The sequence below is a fragment of the Sphingomonas leidyi genome (assembly GCF_011761945.1).
In the GTDB taxonomy this organism is placed as follows: Bacteria; Pseudomonadota; Alphaproteobacteria; order Sphingomonadales; family Sphingomonadaceae; genus Sphingomonas; species Sphingomonas leidyi.
This window is the reverse complement of the sequence record NZ_JAASQV010000001.1, coordinates 1659428-1679114: the sequence shown is the minus strand read 5'-3', so window position 1 is coordinate 1679114 and position 19687 is coordinate 1659428. Positions and strand designations below refer to the sequence as shown.

17 protein-coding genes are annotated in these 19687 nt (G+C 68.1%); 11 read left to right on the top strand and 6 right to left on the bottom strand.

Translation table 11 applies throughout. The features are described from left to right. Positions 1-178: 178 nt before the first annotated feature. The 5 genes from dusB to ntrX are packed head-to-tail and all read left to right on the top strand — an operon-like array spanning position 179 to position 7384. Positions 179-1177, top strand: coding sequence for a tRNA dihydrouridine synthase DusB (gene dusB, locus FHR20_RS08015; RefSeq protein WP_167298994.1), 999 nt, complete (start codon positions 179-181; stop codon positions 1175-1177). Beyond that, complete coding sequence (locus tag FHR20_RS08010; protein WP_167298993.1) at positions 1153-2250, top strand: ATP-binding protein; 1098 nt, start codon at positions 1153-1155, stop codon at positions 2248-2250. The genes dusB and FHR20_RS08010 overlap by 25 nt, the downstream gene beginning before the upstream one ends. After that, a complete protein-coding gene (gene ntrC / locus FHR20_RS08005; RefSeq protein ID WP_167298992.1) occupies positions 2247-3692 on the top strand; it encodes a nitrogen regulation protein NR(I) in 1446 nt (481 codons plus the stop codon). The genes FHR20_RS08010 and ntrC overlap by 4 nt, the downstream gene beginning before the upstream one ends. Positions 3693-3752: 60 nt before the next feature. Continuing rightward, a complete protein-coding gene (locus FHR20_RS08000; RefSeq protein ID WP_167298991.1) occupies positions 3753-6008 on the top strand; it encodes a sensor histidine kinase NtrY-like in 2256 nt (751 codons plus the stop codon). Continuing rightward, positions 6005-7384: a nitrogen assimilation response regulator NtrX gene (ntrX, locus tag FHR20_RS07995; protein WP_167298990.1), complete on the top strand. Its 1380-nt coding sequence runs from the start codon at positions 6005-6007 to the stop codon at positions 7382-7384. Before FHR20_RS08000 ends, ntrX begins: the two co-directional genes overlap by 4 nt. Before the next feature lie 79 nt (positions 7385-7463). On the opposite strand, the gene FHR20_RS22825 is transcribed toward ntrX, so the two are convergent. Beyond that, on the bottom strand, positions 7464-7781 hold the full coding sequence (locus FHR20_RS22825; RefSeq protein WP_167298989.1) for a DMT family transporter: 318 nt from the start codon (positions 7779-7781) through the stop codon (positions 7464-7466). A 300-nt stretch (positions 7782-8081) separates the two neighbouring features. Between FHR20_RS22825 and hfq the strand changes: the two genes are divergently transcribed. Continuing rightward, positions 8082-8567, top strand: coding sequence for an RNA chaperone Hfq (hfq, locus tag FHR20_RS07985; protein ID WP_086129801.1), 486 nt, complete (start codon positions 8082-8084; stop codon positions 8565-8567). 12 nt (positions 8568-8579) lie between these two features. Then, positions 8580-9869 (top strand): GTPase HflX, encoded by a 1290-nt coding sequence (hflX, locus tag FHR20_RS07980; RefSeq protein WP_167298988.1) that lies wholly within the window; start codon positions 8580-8582, stop codon positions 9867-9869. A gap of 4 nt (positions 9870-9873) precedes the next feature. Here the strand turns inward: hflX and FHR20_RS07975 are convergent, their stop codons facing one another. From FHR20_RS07975 to FHR20_RS07965, 3 genes are all read right to left on the bottom strand, one after another. Continuing rightward, a complete protein-coding gene (locus tag FHR20_RS07975) occupies positions 9874-10170 on the bottom strand; it encodes a YciI family protein (RefSeq protein WP_167298987.1) in 297 nt (98 codons plus the stop codon). After that, the gene (gene mazG / locus FHR20_RS07970; protein WP_167298986.1) at positions 10170-10931 is read right to left on the bottom strand and encodes a nucleoside triphosphate pyrophosphohydrolase; all 762 of its coding nucleotides are present in this window, start codon (positions 10929-10931) and stop codon (positions 10170-10172) included. The genes FHR20_RS07975 and mazG overlap by 1 nt, the downstream gene beginning before the upstream one ends. Before the next feature lie 96 nt (positions 10932-11027). After that, positions 11028-11909: a metallophosphoesterase gene (locus FHR20_RS07965; RefSeq protein WP_167298985.1), complete on the bottom strand. Its 882-nt coding sequence runs from the start codon at positions 11907-11909 to the stop codon at positions 11028-11030. Between the two features lie 187 nt (positions 11910-12096). Between FHR20_RS07965 and FHR20_RS07960 the strand changes: the two genes are divergently transcribed. The 3 genes from FHR20_RS07960 to FHR20_RS07950 all read left to right on the top strand — a co-directional run bounded on the left by FHR20_RS07960 (position 12097) and on the right by FHR20_RS07950 (position 16664). After that, a complete protein-coding gene (locus FHR20_RS07960; RefSeq protein ID WP_167298984.1) occupies positions 12097-12633 on the top strand; it encodes an RNA polymerase sigma factor in 537 nt (178 codons plus the stop codon). Next, positions 12630-13577, top strand: a complete 948-nt coding sequence (locus tag FHR20_RS07955) for a FecR domain-containing protein (RefSeq protein WP_167298983.1) — start codon at positions 12630-12632, stop codon at positions 13575-13577. The genes FHR20_RS07960 and FHR20_RS07955 overlap by 4 nt, the downstream gene beginning before the upstream one ends. A 120-nt stretch (positions 13578-13697) precedes the next feature. Further along, positions 13698-16664: a TonB-dependent receptor gene (locus FHR20_RS07950; protein ID WP_243857152.1), complete on the top strand. Its 2967-nt coding sequence runs from the start codon at positions 13698-13700 to the stop codon at positions 16662-16664. Positions 16665-16814: 150 nt separating this feature from the next. On the opposite strand, the gene FHR20_RS07945 is transcribed toward FHR20_RS07950, so the two are convergent. Next, positions 16815-16982, bottom strand: a complete 168-nt coding sequence (locus FHR20_RS07945) for a hypothetical protein (RefSeq protein WP_167298981.1) — start codon at positions 16980-16982, stop codon at positions 16815-16817. A gap of 221 nt (positions 16983-17203) precedes the next feature. Between FHR20_RS07945 and FHR20_RS07940 the strand changes: the two genes are divergently transcribed. Beyond that, the gene (locus FHR20_RS07940; protein ID WP_167298980.1) at positions 17204-18328 is read left to right on the top strand and encodes a zinc-binding dehydrogenase; all 1125 of its coding nucleotides are present in this window, start codon (positions 17204-17206) and stop codon (positions 18326-18328) included. Positions 18329-18385: 57 nt separating this feature from the next. On the opposite strand, the gene FHR20_RS07935 is transcribed toward FHR20_RS07940, so the two are convergent. Beyond that, positions 18386-19537 (bottom strand): tetratricopeptide repeat protein, encoded by a 1152-nt coding sequence (locus tag FHR20_RS07935; RefSeq protein WP_167298979.1) that lies wholly within the window; start codon positions 19535-19537, stop codon positions 18386-18388. Between the last annotated feature and the right edge of the window lie 150 nt (positions 19538-19687).

Here is a 19687-nt window from a genome sequence, read left to right as displayed (position 1 = left end):
AGGCGAAGGGAGAGCGCCAGCCTCTTCCAATACGGGCCCCGACAGCCTCGACGCGCCGCCGGCAGGCGCCTGCCATGGCCATCTCGCCCATATGCAGCCGATTTCGGCGTCCGAAGCGCCCACTTGCCAATCGCCGCTTGTACCTGTAGGCGCCTCTGCCTATTTTTCAGGCAGCATCATGAGTGAACTTGCCCCCATCCAGATCGGCCCGGTAACGGTCGAAGCGCCGGTGCTGCTCGCGCCGATGACGGGCGTGACCGACCTGCCGTTCCGCCGCGCGGTGCGTCGCTACGGCTCGGGGCTGAACGTCACCGAGATGATCGCCAGCGCGGCCGCCATCCGCGATACGCGCCAGTCGATCCAGAAGGCCGCCTGGGATCCGATCGAGGAGCCGGTGTCGATGCAGCTCGTCGGCTGCTCGCCCCCCGAAATGGCCGAGGCCGCCAAGCTCAACGAAGATCGCGGCGCCGCGATCATCGACATCAACATGGGCTGCCCGGTCCGCAAGGTGACCAACGGCGATGCCGGCTCGGCGCTGATGCGCGACCTGAAGCACGCCGCCGCGATCGTCGATGCCTGCGTCAAGGCCGTGAACGTGCCGGTCACGCTCAAGATGCGCATGGGCTGGTGCCATGACAGCCTCAATGCGCCCGAGCTGGCGCGCATTGCCGAGGATCTGGGCGTGAAGATGGTCACCGTCCATGGCCGCACGCGCAACCAGATGTATCGCGGCTCGGCCGACTGGAGCTTCGTCCGCACGGTGAAGGACGCGGTGTCGATCCCGGTGATCGTCAATGGCGACATCTGCTCGGTCGAGGATGCCCGAGAGGCGCTCCGCCAGTCCGGTGCGGACGGGCTGATGATCGGGCGCGGCGCCTATGGCAAGCCGTGGATCCTGCGCCAGGTGATGGACGCGCTGACCGGCAAGGGTGAGCGCGCCGATCCGGGAATCGACGAACAATATCGCGTTATCATAGAGCATTACGTCGAGAGTCTCGAACATTATGGGGAGATGACCGGCGTCAACATGATGCGCAAGCATCTGGGCTGGTACACCAAGGGCCTCACGGGATCGGCGGAGTTCCGCAACAAGGTCAACCAGATAGCCGACGCCAGGACAGTGCTGGCGATGCTCGACGAATTCTACGCGCCGTGGCGTTCGCGCGCGGCGGCCTGAGGCGGCGTCCGGTACCGGCTCTCGGGCCGAATTTCGCCGAGACGTTCGCCGCCTTGCCGGTCGCCGTCCTCGTCATCGATCCCGACGGCCGCATCGCCCATGCCAATGCGGCGTGCGAGGCGCTGCTCAACCATGCCGAGACGACGATGATCGGCCAGCCCTATGATGCGGTGCTCAGCCCGCCCGACGGCTATGTCGAGCGCCGCGACGGGCACGGCTTCGCTGCCTTCGACACCGAGATCGAGGCGGTGCGCGGCCTGCGCGTCCGGGTGGACTTCGTCGAGAGCCATGTCGCCGATCATCCCGGCTGGCGGATCGTCACGCTGCACCACGCCCCCCATTCGCGGCGGGTGGCGCAGGGGGCGGACCGCACCGCCGGAGCCCGCGCCGCGGTGGGGGCGGCGGCGATGCTGGCGCATGAGATCAAGAACCCGCTCTCGGGCATCCGCGGCGCCGCCCAGCTCCTCGCCAGCTCGGGCGAGGATCGCGAGCTCACCGGCCTGATCACGACCGAGGTCGACCGCATCGCCGCGCTGATCGACCGGATGCAGGACTTCACCGACACGCGGCCGCTCAAGCTGGTGCCGACCAACGTCTATCCGCTGCTCGACCATGCCCGCCGCGTCGCGCTGGCCGGGTTCGCGCGGGGGATGGTGATCGAGGAGCGCTTCGATCCCTCGCTGCCGCCGGTGCTGATCGATCCCGATGCCTTCCAGCAGGTGATGATGAACCTGCTCAAGAATGCCGCAGAAGCGCTGGCCGGGCTCGCCCAGCCGCGGATCATCCTCTCCACCGCCTATCGCCACGGCATGTCGGTGAGCACCGGCAGCGGCCGCCCGCGCCAGCCGCTCCCGATCGAGATCCTCGTCATGGACAACGGCCCCGGCGCGCCCGAGGACATTGCCGAGCATCTGTTCGAGCCCTTCGTCTCCGGCAAGCCGGAGGGGAAGGGGCTCGGCCTGCCGCTGGTCGAGAAGCTGGTCCGCGATCAGGGCGGCATCGTCCAATATGCCCGCGAGCGCACGCCCGAAATGACCGTCTTCCGCATCCTCCTGCCAAGGGCCCGGGCATGACCGGCTCGGTCCTGGTCGTCGACGACGACAGCGCGATCCGCACGGTGGTGGCGGCGGCGTTGCGCCGCGAAGGCCATGCCGTCACGACGGCGGCCAGCCTGGCGGAGCTGCGCCGCGTGATCGGCGCGGCCTTGCCCGATGTGCTGGTCACCGACGTGGTGCTGCCCGACGGCAACGGCCTCGACGAGGTGGCCAGGCTCACCGCCGAGCATCCCGCGCTGCCGGTGATCGTCTTCTCGGCACGGAACACCCTGGCGACGGCGGTGCGCGCCACCGAAGTCGGCGCCTTCGACTATCTCCCCAAGCCGTTCGACCTCGACGTGCTCGGCCAGGCGGTGCGCAGCGCCATCGCCCGCGGCCGCCACGCCCCCGCCGCGCTGCCCGAGGAGGAGCTGAGCGGCGGCTCCTCGCTGATCGGCCGCTCGCCGGCGATGCAGGAAGTCTATCGCGTCATCGCCCGCGTGGTCGCCAACGACCTCACCGTGCTGATCTCGGGCGAATCGGGCACCGGCAAGGAGCTGGTCGCCAAGGCGATCCACGATCTCGGGCCTCGCCGCCGCGCGCCGTTCGTGGCGCTCAACATGGCCGCGATCCCGCGCGAGCTGATCGAGGCCGAGCTGTTCGGCCATGAGCGCGGCGCCTTCACCGGCGCCCAGGCGCGGGTGGCCGGCAAGTTCGAGCAGGCGGCGGGGGGGACCTTGTTCCTCGACGAGATCGGCGACATGCCGATGGACGCGCAGACGCGGCTGCTCCGCGTGCTCCAGCAGGGCGAGTTCACCACCGTCGGCGGCGCCCGCGCGATCAAGGCGGACGTGCGCATCGTAGCTGCCACCAACAAGGATCTGGCCGCGCTGGTCCAGGCCGGGCAGTTCCGGGAGGACCTGTTCTACCGCCTCAACGTCGTCCCCGTCGCGCTGCCCTCGCTCCGGGAGCGCCGCGACGACGTGCCGCTGCTCGCCCGCCATTTCCTCGACCGCGCCGCCGAGGACGGCCTGCCGCGCAAGAGCCTCGCGGCCGATGCGGTGCGGGTGCTCGAAGGCTATGACTGGCCGGGCAATGTTCGCCAGCTCGAGAATCTGATGCGCCGTATCGCCGCGCTCAGCCGCGACGAAGTGATCGACGGGGAGGCGCTGCGCCGGGCACTGGGCGAGACTGGCTCGCTGCCCGTCCAGTCGACTCGCGACGAGGGCATCGAGGCGGCGGTGCGCGCCCGGCTCGAACGCATCGCGATCGAAGAGCCGCGCACGCTCGACGACGGCACGCTCTACGACCGGATCATCGGCGAAGTGGAGCGCCCCCTGATCGAGGCGATGCTGGCCCGCCATGGCGGCAATCAGCTGCGTGCCGCCCGCGCCCTGGGGATCAATCGCAACACCTTGCGCAAGCGCCTCGATACGCTGGGCATCGATCTTGGCCCCAATCGCCCGGATGGTGCCGAATAGCGACAGGCTGAGCGATATTATGTGTTCTTTTTGCCACAATCTCGCTCTAGCTTGCCGGGAATGGATGCCCTCACCGCCGAGCCCCTGATCCAGGCAACGTCGCAGCCGCGGCGGCTGGCGTCTATCCGGATGCTGGAGATGGTGGTGGTGGCGCTGGCCATCGCCACGCCGGTGGCGACGTTCCTGTTCGTCCGCAATTTCGCGCACCAGGTGTTCAACCCCGGCGTCGCGGCATCGCTGCTGCTGGCGAACCTGCTGCCCTATGTCGCGCTGATCGTGCTGATCGGCCGGCGGATCGCCATCCACCGCGCCACCAGGTCGGCGCTGGCCGGCGGCGGACGGCTCCATGTCCGCCTCGTCGCGGTGTTCACCCTGATGGCGAGCATTCCGATCGTGCTCACCGTGATCGCGGCTTCGGTGATGTTCCAGTCGGGTGTGCAGCTCTGGGGCTCGGAGCGGGCGCGGGGCGCATTCGACGCGACGACCGATCTTGCCAAGGAAGGCAGGGGTCTGGTCGCCCAGCGCTGGGCGACCGAGGCGCGGACCATGGTCGACGACCTGACCGAGCTCTTCCCGAAGATCCCGGCGAATTCCTCGGCCTTCCAGCGCAAGCTGCTGGAGCAGCTCTATTATCGCTCCTTCGACCAGGCCGTGGTGTTCCGCGTCGTCGATGGGAAGCAGGTCGAGGCGATGTACACCTGGGAGGCTCCCCCGGCGAAGATCTTCGCCGCGCGCGTTTCCGGCCAGGTGCTGAACCTCCTGCGCGACGAGCAGAGCTACACGAATTTCGATGCCGAGAAGCAGTGGGTGGTGACGCCGCTGGATCGGTCGCGCAACATCTTCCTCTACGTCGCCAACAGCGTGAACGTGGGCTTCATGAATCGCCAGAATTCGGGCGCCGACCGGATCGTCGCCGAATTCAACGCGCTCCAGGCGCGTTCCCGCTCGCTCCAGCTCCAGTTCAACGCGGTCCTGTTCGGCGTGGCGCTGCTGATCGTCAGCATCGCGACCTGGATCGCGCTCGCCGTCGCCGATCGCCTGGTCCAGCCGGTCGAGCAGCTCGTCATCGCCGCGCGGCGCGTCGCCGGCGGCGACCTTGCCGCGCGCGTCGACATTCCGCAGACCGGCGACGAGATCAGTACGCTCGGCAACGCCTTCAACGGCATGACCGAACGGCTCGAGCACCAGACCGGCGAGCTGCGAACCGCCAATGCCCAGCTCGAGAGCCGCCGCATGCTGATCGAGGCGGTGATGTCGGGCGTTTCGGCCGGCGTCATCTCGATCGACGCCCAGCGCAAGCTGCGCCTCATCAACGAATCGGCCATCGAGCTGCTCCGCCCGGGCGAGCAGGAGCTTGTCGGCCACCCGCTCCGCGAGCTGGCGCCCGAGCTTGACACGCTGCTCGACAGCGGCGACCGCGAGGCGGTGATCCAGCTCGGCACCGGCGGCGATGCGCGCACGCTCGCGGTGAAGGTCACCAGCGACGAGGCCGGCCGGGTGCTCACCTTCGACGACATCACCCAGCAATTGAACGACCAGCGCCGCGCCGCCTGGTCCGACGTCGCCCGCCGCATCGCGCACGAGATCAAGAACCCGCTCACGCCGATCCAGCTCGCCGCCGAGCGCCTCAAGCGCCGCTACGGCAAGAAGATCGAGCCCGAGGACGGCACCTTCGCCCAGCTGACCGACACGATCGTGCGCCAGGTGGGCGACCTGCGCCGCATGGTCGACGAATTCTCCTCGTTCGCGCGCATGCCCAAGCCGGTGTTCCGCCAGGAGTCCCTGCTCGACATCGCGCGCCAGGCGATGTTCCTCCACGAAGTCGCGCATCCCACGATCCGCTTCGAGATGAACGCGCCCGATCCGGCACCGGGCCTGATCTGCGATCGCCGCCAGATCGGCCAGGCCTTCACCAACATCGTCAAGAACGCCGTCGAGGCGATCGAAGCGCGCGGGGAGGGGGAGGCGCTGCCTCGCGGCGAGATCGTCATGACGATCGACCCGGAGGCGGGGGGCAGGATCGCACTCACGCTGGCCGACAACGGCATCGGCCTGCCGGTCGAGCGCGATCGGATCGTCGAGCCCTATATGACGACGCGCAGCCGCGGCACCGGCCTTGGCCTCGCGATCGTGAAGAAGATCGTCGAGGAGCATTTCGGCACCATCGCCTTTTCCGACCGCCCGGGCGGCGGCACGCTGGTGACGATCTGCTTCGACACCGATCAGCTCGCCGAGATGGCGAGCACCCCCGAGGGCGAGGGCGGCGAGGAGCCGCGCCCCGCCGTGCTTACGCGTAGTGGAAGTGCCAAATCATGAGCCTCGATATCCTGGTCGTCGACGATGAGCGCGACATCCGTGAACTGGTGGCCGGCGTCCTAGAGGACGAAGGCTATTCGACGCGCGGAGCGGCGGACAGCGATGCGGCGCTGGAGGCGATCGCGGAACGCCGCCCCAGCCTGGTGCTGCTCGACGTATGGCTGCACGGCTCGCGGCTCGACGGGCTCGAGATCCTCGACGAGATCAAGCGCCGCGATCCCTCGATCCCGGTGCTGGTGATCTCCGGGCACGGCAATCTCGACACCGCGGTGGCCGCGATCCGCCGCGGGGCTTCCGATTTCATCGAGAAGCCGTTCGAGGCCGAGCGCCTGCTGTTTCTCGTCGAGCGGGCCACCGAGACCGAGCGGCTCAAGCGCGAAGTCGCCTCGCTGCGCGCCTCGATCGGCCGCGAGGAAGATCTGACCGGCCAGTCGGGCGCGATCAACACCGTCCGCGCCACGCTGAAGCGCGTGGCCTCCACCGGTAGCCGCGTGCTGATCACGGGCAGCGCCGGCACCGGCAAGGAAGTCGCTGCCCGGCTGCTCCACGGCTGGAGCCAGCGCGCCTCCGCCCCGTTCGTCATCGTCAGCGCCGCGCGCATGCAGCCCGAGCGAGTCGAGGAGGAACTGTTCGGCGTGGAGGAGGGCGGGGACCTGGTCCGCACCGGCCTGCTCGAACAGGCGCATGGCGGCACGTTGTTCCTCGACGAGATCGCCGACATGCCGGTGGCCACCCAGGCCCGCATCCTGCGCGTGCTGACCGACCAGAGCTTCACGCGCGTCGGCGGCACGCGCGTGGTCAAGGTCGATGTCCGCGTCGTCTCGGCCACGGCGCGCGACCTGATGCACGAGATAGCGGAGGGCCGCTTCCGCGAGGACCTCTATTACCGCCTGAATGTGGTGCCGGTGTCGATCCCCCCGCTTACCGAACGGCGCGAGGACATTCCCGTCCTGGTCGAGCATTTCGTCGCGCATTATGCCAATGAACGCCGCGTGCCGACGCCGGAGATCGCGCCCGATGCGATGGTGGCGCTGCAGAGTTACGAATGGCCCGGCAATGTCCGCCAGCTGCGCAACGTGGTGGAGCGTACGGTGATTCTGGCGCCGGGCGACCGGATCGGCCGGATCGACCTCGATCTGCTGCCCCCGGAAGTGCTGGGCCGCCCGGCCGACAATGGTGGCGCCATGGGCACCAATGCGATCATGGGTGCCCCTCTCAAAGAAGCACGCGAGAGCTTCGAGCGCGAATATCTCCGCGTCCAGATCCGCCGTTTCTCCGGCAACATCTCGCGCACCGCCAGCTTCATCGGCATGGAGCGCTCGGCACTCCACCGCAAGCTGAAACTGCTGGGGATCACGGACAGCCGGGAGGAATGAAGGCCAGGGCCGAGACTCGAACGGGCCTGCTGCGGCGCCGTCACCCCCGCTCGAGGCCGGGGCGACGGCATGAGGGCCCCTAGGAGGAGGCGAGCTTCATCAGCACCAGCCCGCCCAGAATCATCGCCGCGGCCGCGAGCCGCAGCGCGCCCGCGCTCTCGCCGAGCACCAGCACGCCCAGCGCGAATGCGCCGATCGCACCGATGCCGGTCCAGACCATATAGGCCGTACCCAGCGGCAGGCTGCGCATCGCGAGCGCGAGCAGCCCGAAGCTTCCGAGCATCGCGCCGATCGTCGTCACGCTGGGCCATAGCCGGGTGAAACCGTGCGACTGCTTCATGGCGAACGCCCAGACGATCTCGAGCAGGCCGGCGAAGAACAACAGAATCCAGGCCACGGGCCCTCCTTTCGGACAAGGGCCGGGCCGTCCCGGACTTCTGCCCTCGCAAGGGAGGGGGAGGACGTTGCCTCGCGCCGGACATCTAGGGAGGAAGCGGGCCGCTTGCAATGCGGGATATCGTGCCGCCGCACCGGGGGCGGCCTCTGTCGACTTCGGCGGGGAATGGCCGCAACTTCGCTGGACGATCCGGCCCCCAGGGCATAAAAGGGCGCCGCTGTGCGCCGAACGGGTGTGCGCTCCGACGCCAGAGAACGGCGCCATGCGGGAAACTCCCGCCAAGAATGAGAGTCACGACCGATGGCCGAAAAGCAGACCTCGCTTCAGGATCTCTTCCTCAACTCGCTGCGCCGGTCGAAGACGCCGGTCACGATGTTCCTCGTCAAGGGCGTCAAGCTCCAGGGCATCGTCACCTGGTTCGACAATTTTTCGGTGCTGCTCCGCCGCGACGGCCAGTCGCAGCTCATCTACAAGCACGCGATCTCCACGATCATGCCATCGGGCCCGGTGGACCTTGCCCCGCTTCTCGAAGCGGTGGGAGAATTCCAGTCCAAGAACCCGGTATTGCAGGAGATTTTCCTGAACGCGGTTCGCCGCCAGCAGGAAAATGTCACGATGTTCCTGGTCAATGGCGTGATGCTCCAGGGCCAGATCGCAGCCTTTGACCTGTTCTGCATGCTGCTCCAGCGCGAGGGCATGGCCCAGCTGGTCTACAAGCATGCCGTCTCGACGATCCAGCCGGCGCACCCGCTGAACCTCGCCGAGGAACAGAATAGCGACGACTGAGGCGCGCCCAGCATGACTACCGGTTTCGAGCGCGACCCCGACGAATTCACCCGGGGGGCGCGCGCGGTCGTGGTCTATCCGGACCTCGGCGGCAGCTCGCGCGATGCAGAGGCGCGCCTGGAAGAGACCGCCGGCCTGGCCGCGGCGATCGGGGTCGACGTGGTCGAGCGCGTGCCCCTGCGCATCCGCGCGCCCAAGCCGGGCACCCTGATCGGCTCGGGCCAGGTCGAGGCACTCGCCGAGACGGTGCGCGACAGGGAACTGACGCTGGCCGTGTTCGATGCCAGCCTCACGCCGGTGCAGCAGCGCAACCTCGAGACGGGGCTGGGCTGCAAGGTGATCGACCGCACCGGCCTCATCCTGGAGATCTTCGGCGAGCGCGCGCGCACCGCCGAGGGCCGGCTTCAGGTCGAGCTGGCGCATCTGGATTACCAGGCCGGCCGCCTGGTGCGGAGCTGGACGCACCTCGAGCGGCAGCGCGGCGGCTTCGGCTTTCTCGGCGGCCCGGGCGAAACGCAGATCGAGGCCGATCGCCGGCTGATCCGCGACCGCATGGCGCGCCTGCGTCGCGAGCTGGATTCGGTCAGCCGTACCCGCACGCTCCACCGCGATCGCCGCCAGCGCGCACCCTGGCCGATCATTGCGCTGGTGGGATATACCAACGCCGGAAAGTCGACGCTTTTCAATCGGTTGACTGGAAGTGACGTCATGGCGGAGAATTTGCTCTTCGCCACGCTCGATCCCACGCTCCGCCAGATCTCGCTGCCGGGCATCGACAAGGCGATCCTCTCGGACACGGTCGGTTTCGTCTCCGAACTGCCGACCCAGCTCGTCGCGGCGTTCAAGGCGACGCTGGAAGAGGTCGTCTCCGCCGACCTGCTGATCCATGTCCGCGACATCGCGCATCCGGACAGCGAAGCGCAGAAGGACGATGTCGAGCAGGTGCTGGCGGATATCGGCGTTGCCGAGACCACGCCGCGCTTCGAGGCGTGGAACAAGATCGACCTGCTCGAGGGGGAAGCCCGTGACGACCTGCTCGCCGAGGCGGCGAAGCGCGAGGACGTGATGCCGGTTTCGGCCGTGAGCGGGGAGGGCGTGGACGCGCTGGTCCATGCCGTCGCCGCGCGCCTCACCCAGGGCCATCGCCGCTACACCGTCCATCTCGATCCCGCCGACGGCGCCGCCGCCGCCTGGCTCCATCAGCATGGCGAAGTTCTGGAACAGGGAATGGACGGGGAACGGGCAGTCTACGAGGTGCGGATGGCGCCGCGGGACTATGAGCGGTTCCTGACGCGGGGTTGAGCGATCAACGGTCCCGCGGCAGTTCCCGCACCTCGATAGTGCCGCCACATTCATAGACTGGATTGCCGGCAAGGAAGGCCCTGGCCGCTTCGAGATCCTCTGCCCGGATGCGAAGATAGCCGCCGAGATGTTCGGAAGGCGGTGCCGGCGTACCGGCCTTGCGGAGGCTTTCGCCACCCGCGATCGCGCTCCCGCCATCGAAGCGGCCGCCGGTCCGCAGCCGCTCGAGATAGGATTGCCACATCTCGGGCGTCGGCGCCTCGTCCACGTCATTGTGCATGAGCAGGATATAGTCGCGCATCAGGCTTCCTCGCGCTTGGCCCTTACCCAGAGTTCTTCCTTGGCATCGAGGTCGAGACCCTCGAAGGCATTGCCAGCTTCTGCTTCCATTGCCTTGAAACGCTTTTCGAATTTTCCATTCGCACTGCGTAGCGCGGCCTCGGGGTCCACACCCAGCTTTCGCGCCCAGTTCACCACCGCGAACAGCAGGTCGCCGACTTCCTCCTCGACCTGGGCTGGCGTTGCGGCGGCTTCGACCTCGGCCAGTTCCTCGTCGATCTTGGCGCGGGCGCCGCTGGGATCGGGCCAGTCGAACCCGGTGCGGGCGGCGCGTTTCTGGAGCTTGTCGGCGCGAAGCAGGGCGGGAAGGCCGATCGCCACGCCGTCGAGCGCGCTCGCATGCCCCTTCGCACCGCGCTCCGACGCCTTGATCTGCTCCCAGAGGTGATGGCCGCCCTCGGCGGCGCCCAGGAAAATGTGCGGGTGGCGGCGCTCCATCTTGTCGCTGATCGCATCGGCGACGTCGGCCAGCGCGAAATCGCCGGCTTCCTCGGCCATGCGGCTGTGGAAGATCACCTGGAGCAGCAGGTCGCCGAGCTCGTCCTTGAGGTCGGCCATGTCGCCGCGCTCGATCGCGTCGGCAACCTCATAGGCTTCCTCGATCGTATAGGGCGCGATCGTCGCAAAGGTCTGTACGGTATCCCATTCGCAACCGCTTGCGGGGTCGCGCAGCCGCGCCATGATGGCGACGAGGCGGTCGATGGCGGTGGCGGGTGCGGTCAAGGCTGGGACTCCGGAGGATGCGGCGGCGACCCTAGGAAGCCATCCATATGAAGGAAAGCCCCGTCCGCCCGGCGATGCGCGCCGGATGCCGCAAGCTCAATCCGGGCGAAGCCTGAGCACCAGATCGCCTTGTCGCCCGGTGCCGCGCAGTTCGACGCGATCGGCGAAGAAGTCGAGCCGGGCGTAGCTCGTCTCGCGCGTGTCGAGCATCGCCTTCATGTTCACATAATGGATGCCGGCCCGCTCGCCATAATTGCCGTCATGGTTATGCCCGTCGAGCCAGATCTTGGCGGAGGGGTGGCGCTCGAGCAGGGCCGTCACCGCTGGCGCGTTCCACAGATTATGGGGATTTTCCGGCCAGACGGGGAAGTGGCTGAACAGCATGACCTTGAGCTTGCGCCTGTCCGCCCGCGTCAGTTCGCTGTCGATCCAGGCCAGCTGCTCGCCGCCGATGCCGCCGTCCCATAGTGGCTTGTCGGGATAGAGCGCGGCATGCGCGGCCATGCTCCTCTTGTGCTCCGGACTGCCGGCCGGCCAGGCGTAGCTGCTCAGGTCGTTGCCGTCGGTCACCAGGAACAGCCAGCCTTGCCGCTCGAAGCTGTAATAGCGCCGGGGCATGCCGAGCTTGGCCGGCACCTGGGGCTTATGGGCATCGTCGATCGCGAACTCGTGATTGCCCAGCACGAAATGCACCGGATGCCGCAGCCGCCGCGCGATCGGCAGCATCGCGTCATAGCTGGCCCAGTCCTTGTCGATGAAATCGCCGAGATGGACGACGAAGGCGAGCCGCTGGCGATTGAAATCCGCCACCGCGGCCGCGAGCTTGCGGGGCGCCGTGTGGTACATGCGCTGGCCGTTATCGGGAGCGTCGGCATATTGCGCGTCCGCGATCGCGCCGATGCTGAAGGCCGGCTTCTCCGCCCGTGGCGCGGGCGCCGCGCCCAGTGCCGCCAGTGCCAGCATGACCGTCCACCGCATCGCTTCATTCCCTCCGGCTCGATTCGCAGCGGCTTAGGCGCGCCAGGTTGCAGTTTTAAGCAGCCGGAGCGGTCCCGGCTGTCATGCGCGCTTCATGGAGTGGGTCTAGCCCTCGCAGGGGCAGGGTGATTCCCCTGGGGAGGAGCGGCATGACGGGGCGGGCAGGGCCTGGCGGGGAGGCGGCGCGATGAACGAACTGACCGCCATCGTCGCGCGCCGCCATGCGGCGGCCGAGGAAGTAGCGCTGCGCGCCGCGCTCCAGCGCTTCGTCGAGGGCCGGCTGCGCGATCGGGACGAGGGCGAGGATATCGTCCAGGAAACCTATGTCCGCCTCTATGACTATCGCCGCACGCGCGGCGTCGCCGATGTCGGCGCCTTCTGCTTCGCGGTGGCGCGCAACCTGGTCTTCGATCATTTCCGGCGCCGTCGCGCGATGCCGGAGGCCGCCGAACTGGCCGAGGACATCGCCTGCCCCCTGCCGCGGGCCGAGGAAGTCCTGGATTATCGCCAGCGCGTGGAAATCCTGGTCGCGGCACTCAAGGTGATGCCGCCGCTGCGCCGCGAGGTGTTCCTGCGCCGCCGGCTCGACGGCGTGGCCTGCGCCATCATCGCCGCCGACCTCGAGATGAGCCTCGCCGCGGTGGAGAAGCATTGCACCCGCGCGGTCGCCGATCTGCGCGCGGCGCTCGAACGGCGCGGCTTGCCGGCAGGGGCTGCCCGGTGAGCCGGCGCGCGGTTCTGCGGGATGCCGCCCACTGGGCGATGCGCGAGGACGAGGCGGTGCTCGGCGAAGCGCCGCCCGCCGCGGCGGGCGATATCCAGGCGATGCTCGACGATCCGGCGCTCGCCGATGCGATGGGCCAGCTCCCGCGGCTCTCGGACGGGGACGTCCAGGCCATGCGCGCCAATCGCCGCCGCGCGATCGGCACCGGCGGCGCGCTGGCGTTGGTCGCCGCGTTCGGCATCGGCGGCTGGCAGGCCGGCTGGTACCGCGCCGCCGCGCCGGCGCCGATCCATTACGAGACGGCGCGGGGCCAGCAGCTCGATGTCGCGCTCGCCGACGGCTCGAAACTCCACCTCAACGGCGCGACCAGCCTCGACGTGACGCTCGGCGCGGATCGCCGCACCGTGACGATGCAGCGCGGCGAAGCCTATTTCGACATCGCCCATCGGCCCGATCAGCCCTTCACCGTGCATGCCGAGGGATCGGCGACGCGGGTACTCGGCACTGCGTTCGACATCGATATCGCAAGCGGCGGCGTTCGCATCGCGGTCTATCGCGGCAAGGTGCGCTTCGGTGGTGACGGCGCCGACAGACATGCGGTGATCGTCGAAGCCGGCTGGCGCAGCCGCTTCGCCGGCGGTCAGGCGCGCGCGCCGACGCGCTTCGATGCGACGCAACAGGATTGGCGCCAGGGCTGGCTGGACATCGACAATATGCGGCTCGGCGAGCTGGTCGATGCGCTCAATCGCCGCGGTGGCTCGCGCATCGTCCCGCCGCCCAGGTCGCTCGCATCGATCGCGGTTGCCGGGCGGTTTCGCCTTGATAATCCACGGCAATTACTTGACGCCATGGGCGCTGCCTATGATTTTCAGGTCGTTCGCAAGGGGGATGAACTGCACCTGGTTCCCGCCCGTGAAGGTGTCACGCCGTCGTCAGATCGATGACATTGCGCTGCAATAAAATTCTTTTGTCCGGAAGCTGATCGGCCCCCGTCTTCCTCCCCGGAGGCGCACATCGCGCCCGAGCGGAGGAACATAATGGATCGCACTAGGGGAATTTCACTCATGGCAGTGGCAATCATGCTCGCCATGCCGGCCATGGCCCAGGCACGCAGCGCCGAAGTCTCGATGCACGTGCAGATGCGCTTCGACATCGGCGCGTCGGACCTGCGCACCGCCATTTCGCAGTTCTCGCAGGCCACCGGCGTGCAGGTGGTGGTCGCGCCGAACGTGGTCGCCGGCCGCCGCACCGGCGGGGTGCGGGGTGCGCTCACCGTGCGCGCGGCGCTTGATCAGCTGCTGCGCGGCACCAACCTGATCGCCTCGATGCGCGGCGGCGTTGTGGTGCTTACGCCGGCGCGGGCGGTGGCCGCGCCGCGCCGCGCCGTTCATGCCGGTGCCGCCAAGCCGGTCGCGCAAGCCGCTGCGCAGGCCGAGCCCGAGGCGCCGCGCGTCCAGGAAGAGTCCGAGATCGTCGTTTCCGGCTATCGCGAGAGCCTCACCGCGGCGCAGCAGCTGAAGCGCAAGGCCGTCGGCGCCGAGGACAATATCGTCGCCTCCGATATCGCCGCCTTTCCCGACCTGAATCTCGCCGAGGCGCTGCAGCGCATCCCCGGCATCACCATCACCCGCGACACCGGCGAGGGCCGGCAGATCGCGCTTCGCGGCCTGGGCGCGGATTTCACCCGCACCCAGCTGAACGGCATGGAAGTGATGGGTAACACCGCCTCGGGCATGGACAATCGCGGCGCGGTCAGCCGTTCGCGCTCGTTCGACTACAGCCTGTTCGCGTCCGAACTGTTCAACCGCGTCGCGGTGCAGAAGTCGTTCGCGGCGGAGCAGGACGAGGGCGGTATCGCCGGCACCGTGCAACTCTACAGCGCCAAGCCGTTCGACTATGCCGGTTCGAAGTTCGTCGTCTCCGCCAAGGGCCAGACGAACACCAACACCAGCGGAGTCACCCCGCGCGTCGTCGGCCTGGCCTCGACTCGCTCCGGCGATTTCGGTGCGCTGGTCTCGGTCGCCTATAGCCAGATCAAGAGCAACGAATATGGCTATCGCAACTGGGGCTGGGGCCTGACCAAATATGGCGCCACCAATATCGGCCCCGAGATCGACGCGGCGACCCGTGCCAAGCTGCTCGCCGGCGTGTATCAGCCGACCGCCCAGTCGCCCTCGACCTGGTATACCGATCGCCGCCGGCTCGGGATCACCTCGTCGGTCCAGTATCACCCGGGCGACGATTTCAAGCTCGACGTCGACTTCCTCTATGGCCGCCTGTGGGACTATCGCGACGATTATGCGCTGGCCACTGCGGGCAGCAACCCGCTGACCGGCGCCAGCGTCGGCGGCACGCAGGTGATCCGCAGCGCGGTGATCGACGACACCAATACGCTGCGCGCCGCGAGCTATACGGGCATCGACCTGCGCTCCGAGCATCACATCGTCAAAAACCACACCGATTTCTATCAGGGCGTCGCCAATCTGAGCTGGAAGATCGGCGATCGGCTGACCATCCATGCGCTGGGCGGCTATGAACAGTCGGACTTCGCCCAGCCGGTGTTCGACAAGGTGTTCATGGAGGCGAAGCAGACGCCGTTCAGCTACGACACCCGGCCGCGCATCCCGGTCAACACCTATGGCATCGACCTGAAGAACCCCGATCTCTGGACCGTCCAGCGCCTGGACGTGCAGGAGAATGCGATCACCAACCGCTATCTCAACGGCAAGCTGGATGCCGCCTACGACCTGGGCGGCGGCCTGACCTTCAAGGCCGGCGGCGCCTACAAGAAGTTCACCAATACGGGCTATACCTGGGCCAACAAGGTGTTCCACAACGTGCCGGCGAACATCCCCGTGCCGAACGGCATGAAACAGCTCGTCGGGCCCGACACGCTGCTGCAGTACATCGTCGGCAATGTCGACGCGATCTATGCCTATGTCGGCGACAAGCGCGACCTGACCGCCGCCAATCTGCAGGCGGGCAGCGACTATCGGGTCGACGAGAAGACCTGGAACGGGTTCGCCCAGTTCGACCTGGATACCCATGTCGGCGACATGCGCCTGCGCGCCAATGCGGGCCTTCGCTACTTCTCGACCGATCTGACCTCGTCGGGGCATCTTGCCACCGGCTCCGGCTTCGTGCCGGTCTCGATCGAGACCAACAGCAATGGCTGGCTGCCCGCCGCCAATGTCGCGCTCGACGTGACCAGGAACCTGGTGGTGCGCGTCAGCGCCAGCCGCAACGTCAACCGTCCGGGCCTGGGGGATCTGGCTGCGGCCGGCTCGATCACCACGCGCCCGAACGGCGGCAGCCTCAGCCTCGGCAACCCGTTCCTCAAGCCCTACAAGGCCACCTCGGTCGAGGGCTCGATCGAATGGTATATGGACCGTACCGGCTTCGCCTCGGTCGGCTTCTTCTACAAGAACATGGACAGCTTCATCTCGCCGTCCACGGTCACCATCCCCTATGGTCAGACCGGCCTGCCGCTGTCGCTGCTGATCCAGGACCAGAATGCCAGCACCCCCTATGACGTGAGCCAGCCCATCAACGGCCCCGGCGCGGACATCAAGGGCATCGAAGTGGCGTTCCAGCACGACTTCACCTTCCTGCCGGGGCCGCTCAAGCATCTCGGCATGGTCGTCAACGGCACCTGGTTCGACGGGCACCAGCAGGGCAAGGTGGGCAACACCTTCGTCCGCCTGCCGCTGTTCAGCCTGTCGAAATGGGCGGCGAACGCGACGCTCTACTATGAGGACAAGGACTGGGGCGTGCGCGTGTCCGACGCCTATCGGAGCAAATACTATACCGGCCTGGGCACGGTGGGGAATGTCGGCGACTATATCGCCGCCACGCACAACATCGATTTCCAGGCGCATGTGAACCTGATGAAGGGCGTCCGCCTGATTGCCGAGGGGATCAACCTCACCAACGAGCCGATCGAGCAGTTTGCCGGCGGCCCGATCGCGCGCCGGGTGGTCTACACCACCAGCGGCCGCACCTTCACTCTTGGCGTCAGCGCCGAGTTCTGATGCGCGAAAACCTCCGCCCCGGCACGCGCCGGGGCGGATCTTCGCTGATCGGGCACGGGCGCGGATCGGCGAAGGCCAGGGTGGTGGCGCGAAGGGGCGCGGGCCCGATTCGGGAAGGTGGAAGCCGCGCGATGCAGCCGCCGCGAACGTTCAGTCGAGCACGACCTTGTCGGCGTGGCGGGGTTTGAAGCCACGCGCGCGGCGCTCATATTCCTGCGCCATGCCCATATGCGCGCGGAAGCTGGCCATTCCCTTGGCTTTCATCGCTGCATCACGCTCCTCATCGGCGCGCTGCGCGAAATATTTGCTGTCGGTCATAACCTCTCCGGCTCCAACCTATTCGGAAGTAAGCGATCGGGGGGCATGTCCCATTCCGTAGAAACCCTTAGTCGCGGCCGATCCGTACCGTTTGGGGGCGACCGGAGGGGAAAGGGCATTCACCCCCCATCGAGCGGCTTTCCATCCTTCCTGCAGTCCTTCTTGCAGTCGCCGGGCTCCGCACCATCTCTGTCGCTTCACCAATCCAGGCGGAGAGAGACATGACATTTGCCGGGCGCGAGCTGCATTCGAAAATCGCCGAGGACGGCACGCTCTCCCTGTCGCTGCTCGATGTCGAGATCGGCGAGCCGGCCGATGACGAGATCGTCGTCCGCATCGAAGCGACACCGATCAACCCCAGCGACCTGGGGCTGTTGCTCGGCCCCGCCGATCTGGCGACGTTGCGGGAAACCGGCGGCGATCGCCCCGGACTCGCCTTCACCGTGCCTGGCGCGCGGCTTGGAAGCGTGCGGGGAAGGGTGGGGCAGTCGATGCCGGTCGGCAATGAAGGCGCCGGTATCGTCGTCGCCGCCGGCAAGGACGCCGCGGCACTCGAAGGCAAGCGCGTCGGGATGGTGGGTGGCGCGATGTATGCCGACTATCGCCGGATCAAGGCGCGGGACGTGATTCCGCTGCCGGAAGGCGCGACTTCCGCCGACGGCGCCTCGATGTTCGTGAACCCGCTCACGGCCCTGGGTTTCGTCGAGACGGCACGGCGCGAAGGGCATGCGGCGATCGTCCATACCGCCGCCGCCTCGAATCTCGGCCAGATGCTCCAGAAGATCTGCCTCGCCGACGGCATTCCGCTCGTCAACATCGTCCGATCCGACGAGCAGGCCGACATATTGCGCGCGATCGGGGCGACCTATGTCCTCAACAGCAAGGATGCCGATTTCGCGGCCCGGCTCACCGATGCGGTGGCGGAAACCGGCGCCACCATCGCCTTCGACGCGATCGGCGGCGGCACGCTCGGCAGCGAGATCGTCCAGGCCATGGAGCGTGCGGCCGTCCGGCGCATGAGCGCGTATAATCGCTATGGATCGGAGGTCTTCAAGCAGCTCTACATCTATGGCGCGCTCGACCTGTCGCCGACCACGCTCAACCGGCTGGCCTTCGGCTTCCAGTGGAGCGTTTCCGGCTGGCTGCTCTTCCCGTTCCTGCGCAAGGCGGGCGCGGAAGCGGCGGACCGGATGCGCAGGCGCGTGGCGGACGAGCTGACGACGACCTTCGCGAGCCATTACACACGGGTCATCGGCCTGGCCGAGGCGCTCGATCCGGAGGTTCTCCGGAGCTATGAGCGCAAGGCGACGGGCGAGAAGTTCCTGATCGACCCGACGAGAGGCTGAGGGCCGGCCGGCACGGCTCCGGGGGCGGCAATTCCGTGCCCCGGCCGCCGGGCCGGTTCAATCCCCCAGCGCTTCATACCGCGTATCGAGTTCCCGGGCGCGCGCCATATCGGCGTCCGCGCCGCGTTCGTTGCCGCGCATGCGGCGGACGAGACCCCGATTGTAATAGCCGCGCGCCGCATGCGGTGCATAGCGCACGGCGAGATCGAGATCCGCCTCCGCGCGCGCGAGGTCGCCTTCCTGGCCATGGGCCAGGCCCCGGTTGAGATAGGCGAAGGCGAGTTCGGGCCGCACCGCAACGGCTTGGTCCAGCGCACCGATCGCGCCCTGCCAATCGCCTTGCCATGCCCGCGTCAGCCCGTCCGCCAGCCGCGCGGCCGCGACGCCGGCGTCTCCCTTCGCGCCGGGATCGACCAGCCGCTTGCAGGCGCGCAGGCTCCGTTCCGGATCCTGGACCGTGCAGGCGTTCCAATCGCCGCGCCGGGCGGCTCTGCGGGCGCGGGATTTGCGTGCGGTGGTTACGATGATCTCGCCGGCACCGGATTCGGCTTCACCGGCCACGGTAACGGGCGTGCCCGTGGCCGCGGAGGGTGCGGCGAGCCTTCCGCCGGTGACGACGATCGGCGCGCTCGGCAGCGGTGCAGGCCGGGCCGCGGCCATCCTGGCGCGTGGCGCCGCCGGGGAGGGCGCCGCATCCTGCTGCGAGGATGCCGCCAGGTCCTGGCTCGCAAAGGGAGCATAGCCTGTCGTGGGAGCGGCTTGCCGGGGTTCCGCTTGCGCCTCTGCCTGGGGCTCCGGCTCCGGCCTTGCGGCTGCGGAAGGGGGCGTGGGAGGCAAATGCGGAGAGGCCCGCCGGATCGGGACGGGGCGCTCGGGTGCCGGGGCCTGGGGCCGCGCCGGCCCGGTCGCCACTGTCCGTTCGATTGCCGGCACGGGCCGACCGGGGGCTGGCGGCGTCTCGGCCTGTCTTTGCAGGGCGAGGGGAATCGCAATCACCGCGACGAGCAGGATGGATGCGAAGGCGCCGATCTGCGTCCGCTGGCGCCACCGGCGGACAGGTGCCGCCGGCTGGCCGGGCGGGGTGGTTGCAATCGGTTGCTCATCGCCGTCGAACCTGCGCATGGCACGCGCGATCGCCGCACTGCGCCCGCCAGGGCGTGGCGGTGGCGGCTCGGGCAGCAGCCGGGCGATATCGTCGTCGCGATCCATTCAGGCCTCCATGCCGGCGGGGCGGCAAGTGCCGAAGCCGGAAGGGGAGCGGAGGCTGGGTACGGGCATTGGGCGATCTATAGCGGCAATATCGGCCAGGTCGAAGGCATGATCGCGCACGGCCGTAGCCTCGTGAAGGTGCCGCCGCCT

Coding starts and splice junctions, on each gene's coding strand:
- FHR20_RS07940 (WP_167298980.1), top strand. CDS start 17,204: ATGACATTTGCCGGGCGCGAGCTGCATTCGAAAATCGCCGAGGACGGC.
- ntrC (WP_167298992.1), top strand. CDS start 2,247: ATGACCGGCTCGGTCCTGGTCGTCGACGACGACAGCGCGATCCGCACG.
- hfq (WP_086129801.1), top strand. CDS start 8,082: ATGGCCGAAAAGCAGACCTCGCTTCAGGATCTCTTCCTCAACTCGCTG.
- FHR20_RS07945 (WP_167298981.1), bottom strand. CDS start 16,982: ATGACCGACAGCAAATATTTCGCGCAGCGCGCCGATGAGGAGCGTGAT.
- FHR20_RS07935 (WP_167298979.1), bottom strand. CDS start 19,537: ATGGATCGCGACGACGATATCGCCCGGCTGCTGCCCGAGCCGCCACCG.
- dusB (WP_167298994.1), top strand. CDS start 179: ATGAGTGAACTTGCCCCCATCCAGATCGGCCCGGTAACGGTCGAAGCG.
- FHR20_RS07960 (WP_167298984.1), top strand. CDS start 12,097: ATGAACGAACTGACCGCCATCGTCGCGCGCCGCCATGCGGCGGCCGAG.
- FHR20_RS07950 (WP_243857152.1), top strand. CDS start 13,698: ATGGCAGTGGCAATCATGCTCGCCATGCCGGCCATGGCCCAGGCACGC.
- FHR20_RS08000 (WP_167298991.1), top strand. CDS start 3,753: ATGGATGCCCTCACCGCCGAGCCCCTGATCCAGGCAACGTCGCAGCCG.
- FHR20_RS07965 (WP_167298985.1), bottom strand. CDS start 11,909: ATGCGGTGGACGGTCATGCTGGCACTGGCGGCACTGGGCGCGGCGCCC.
- hflX (WP_167298988.1), top strand. CDS start 8,580: ATGACTACCGGTTTCGAGCGCGACCCCGACGAATTCACCCGGGGGGCG.
- ntrX (WP_167298990.1), top strand. CDS start 6,005: ATGAGCCTCGATATCCTGGTCGTCGACGATGAGCGCGACATCCGTGAA.
- FHR20_RS07975 (WP_167298987.1), bottom strand. CDS start 10,170: ATGCGCGACTATATCCTGCTCATGCACAATGACGTGGACGAGGCGCCG.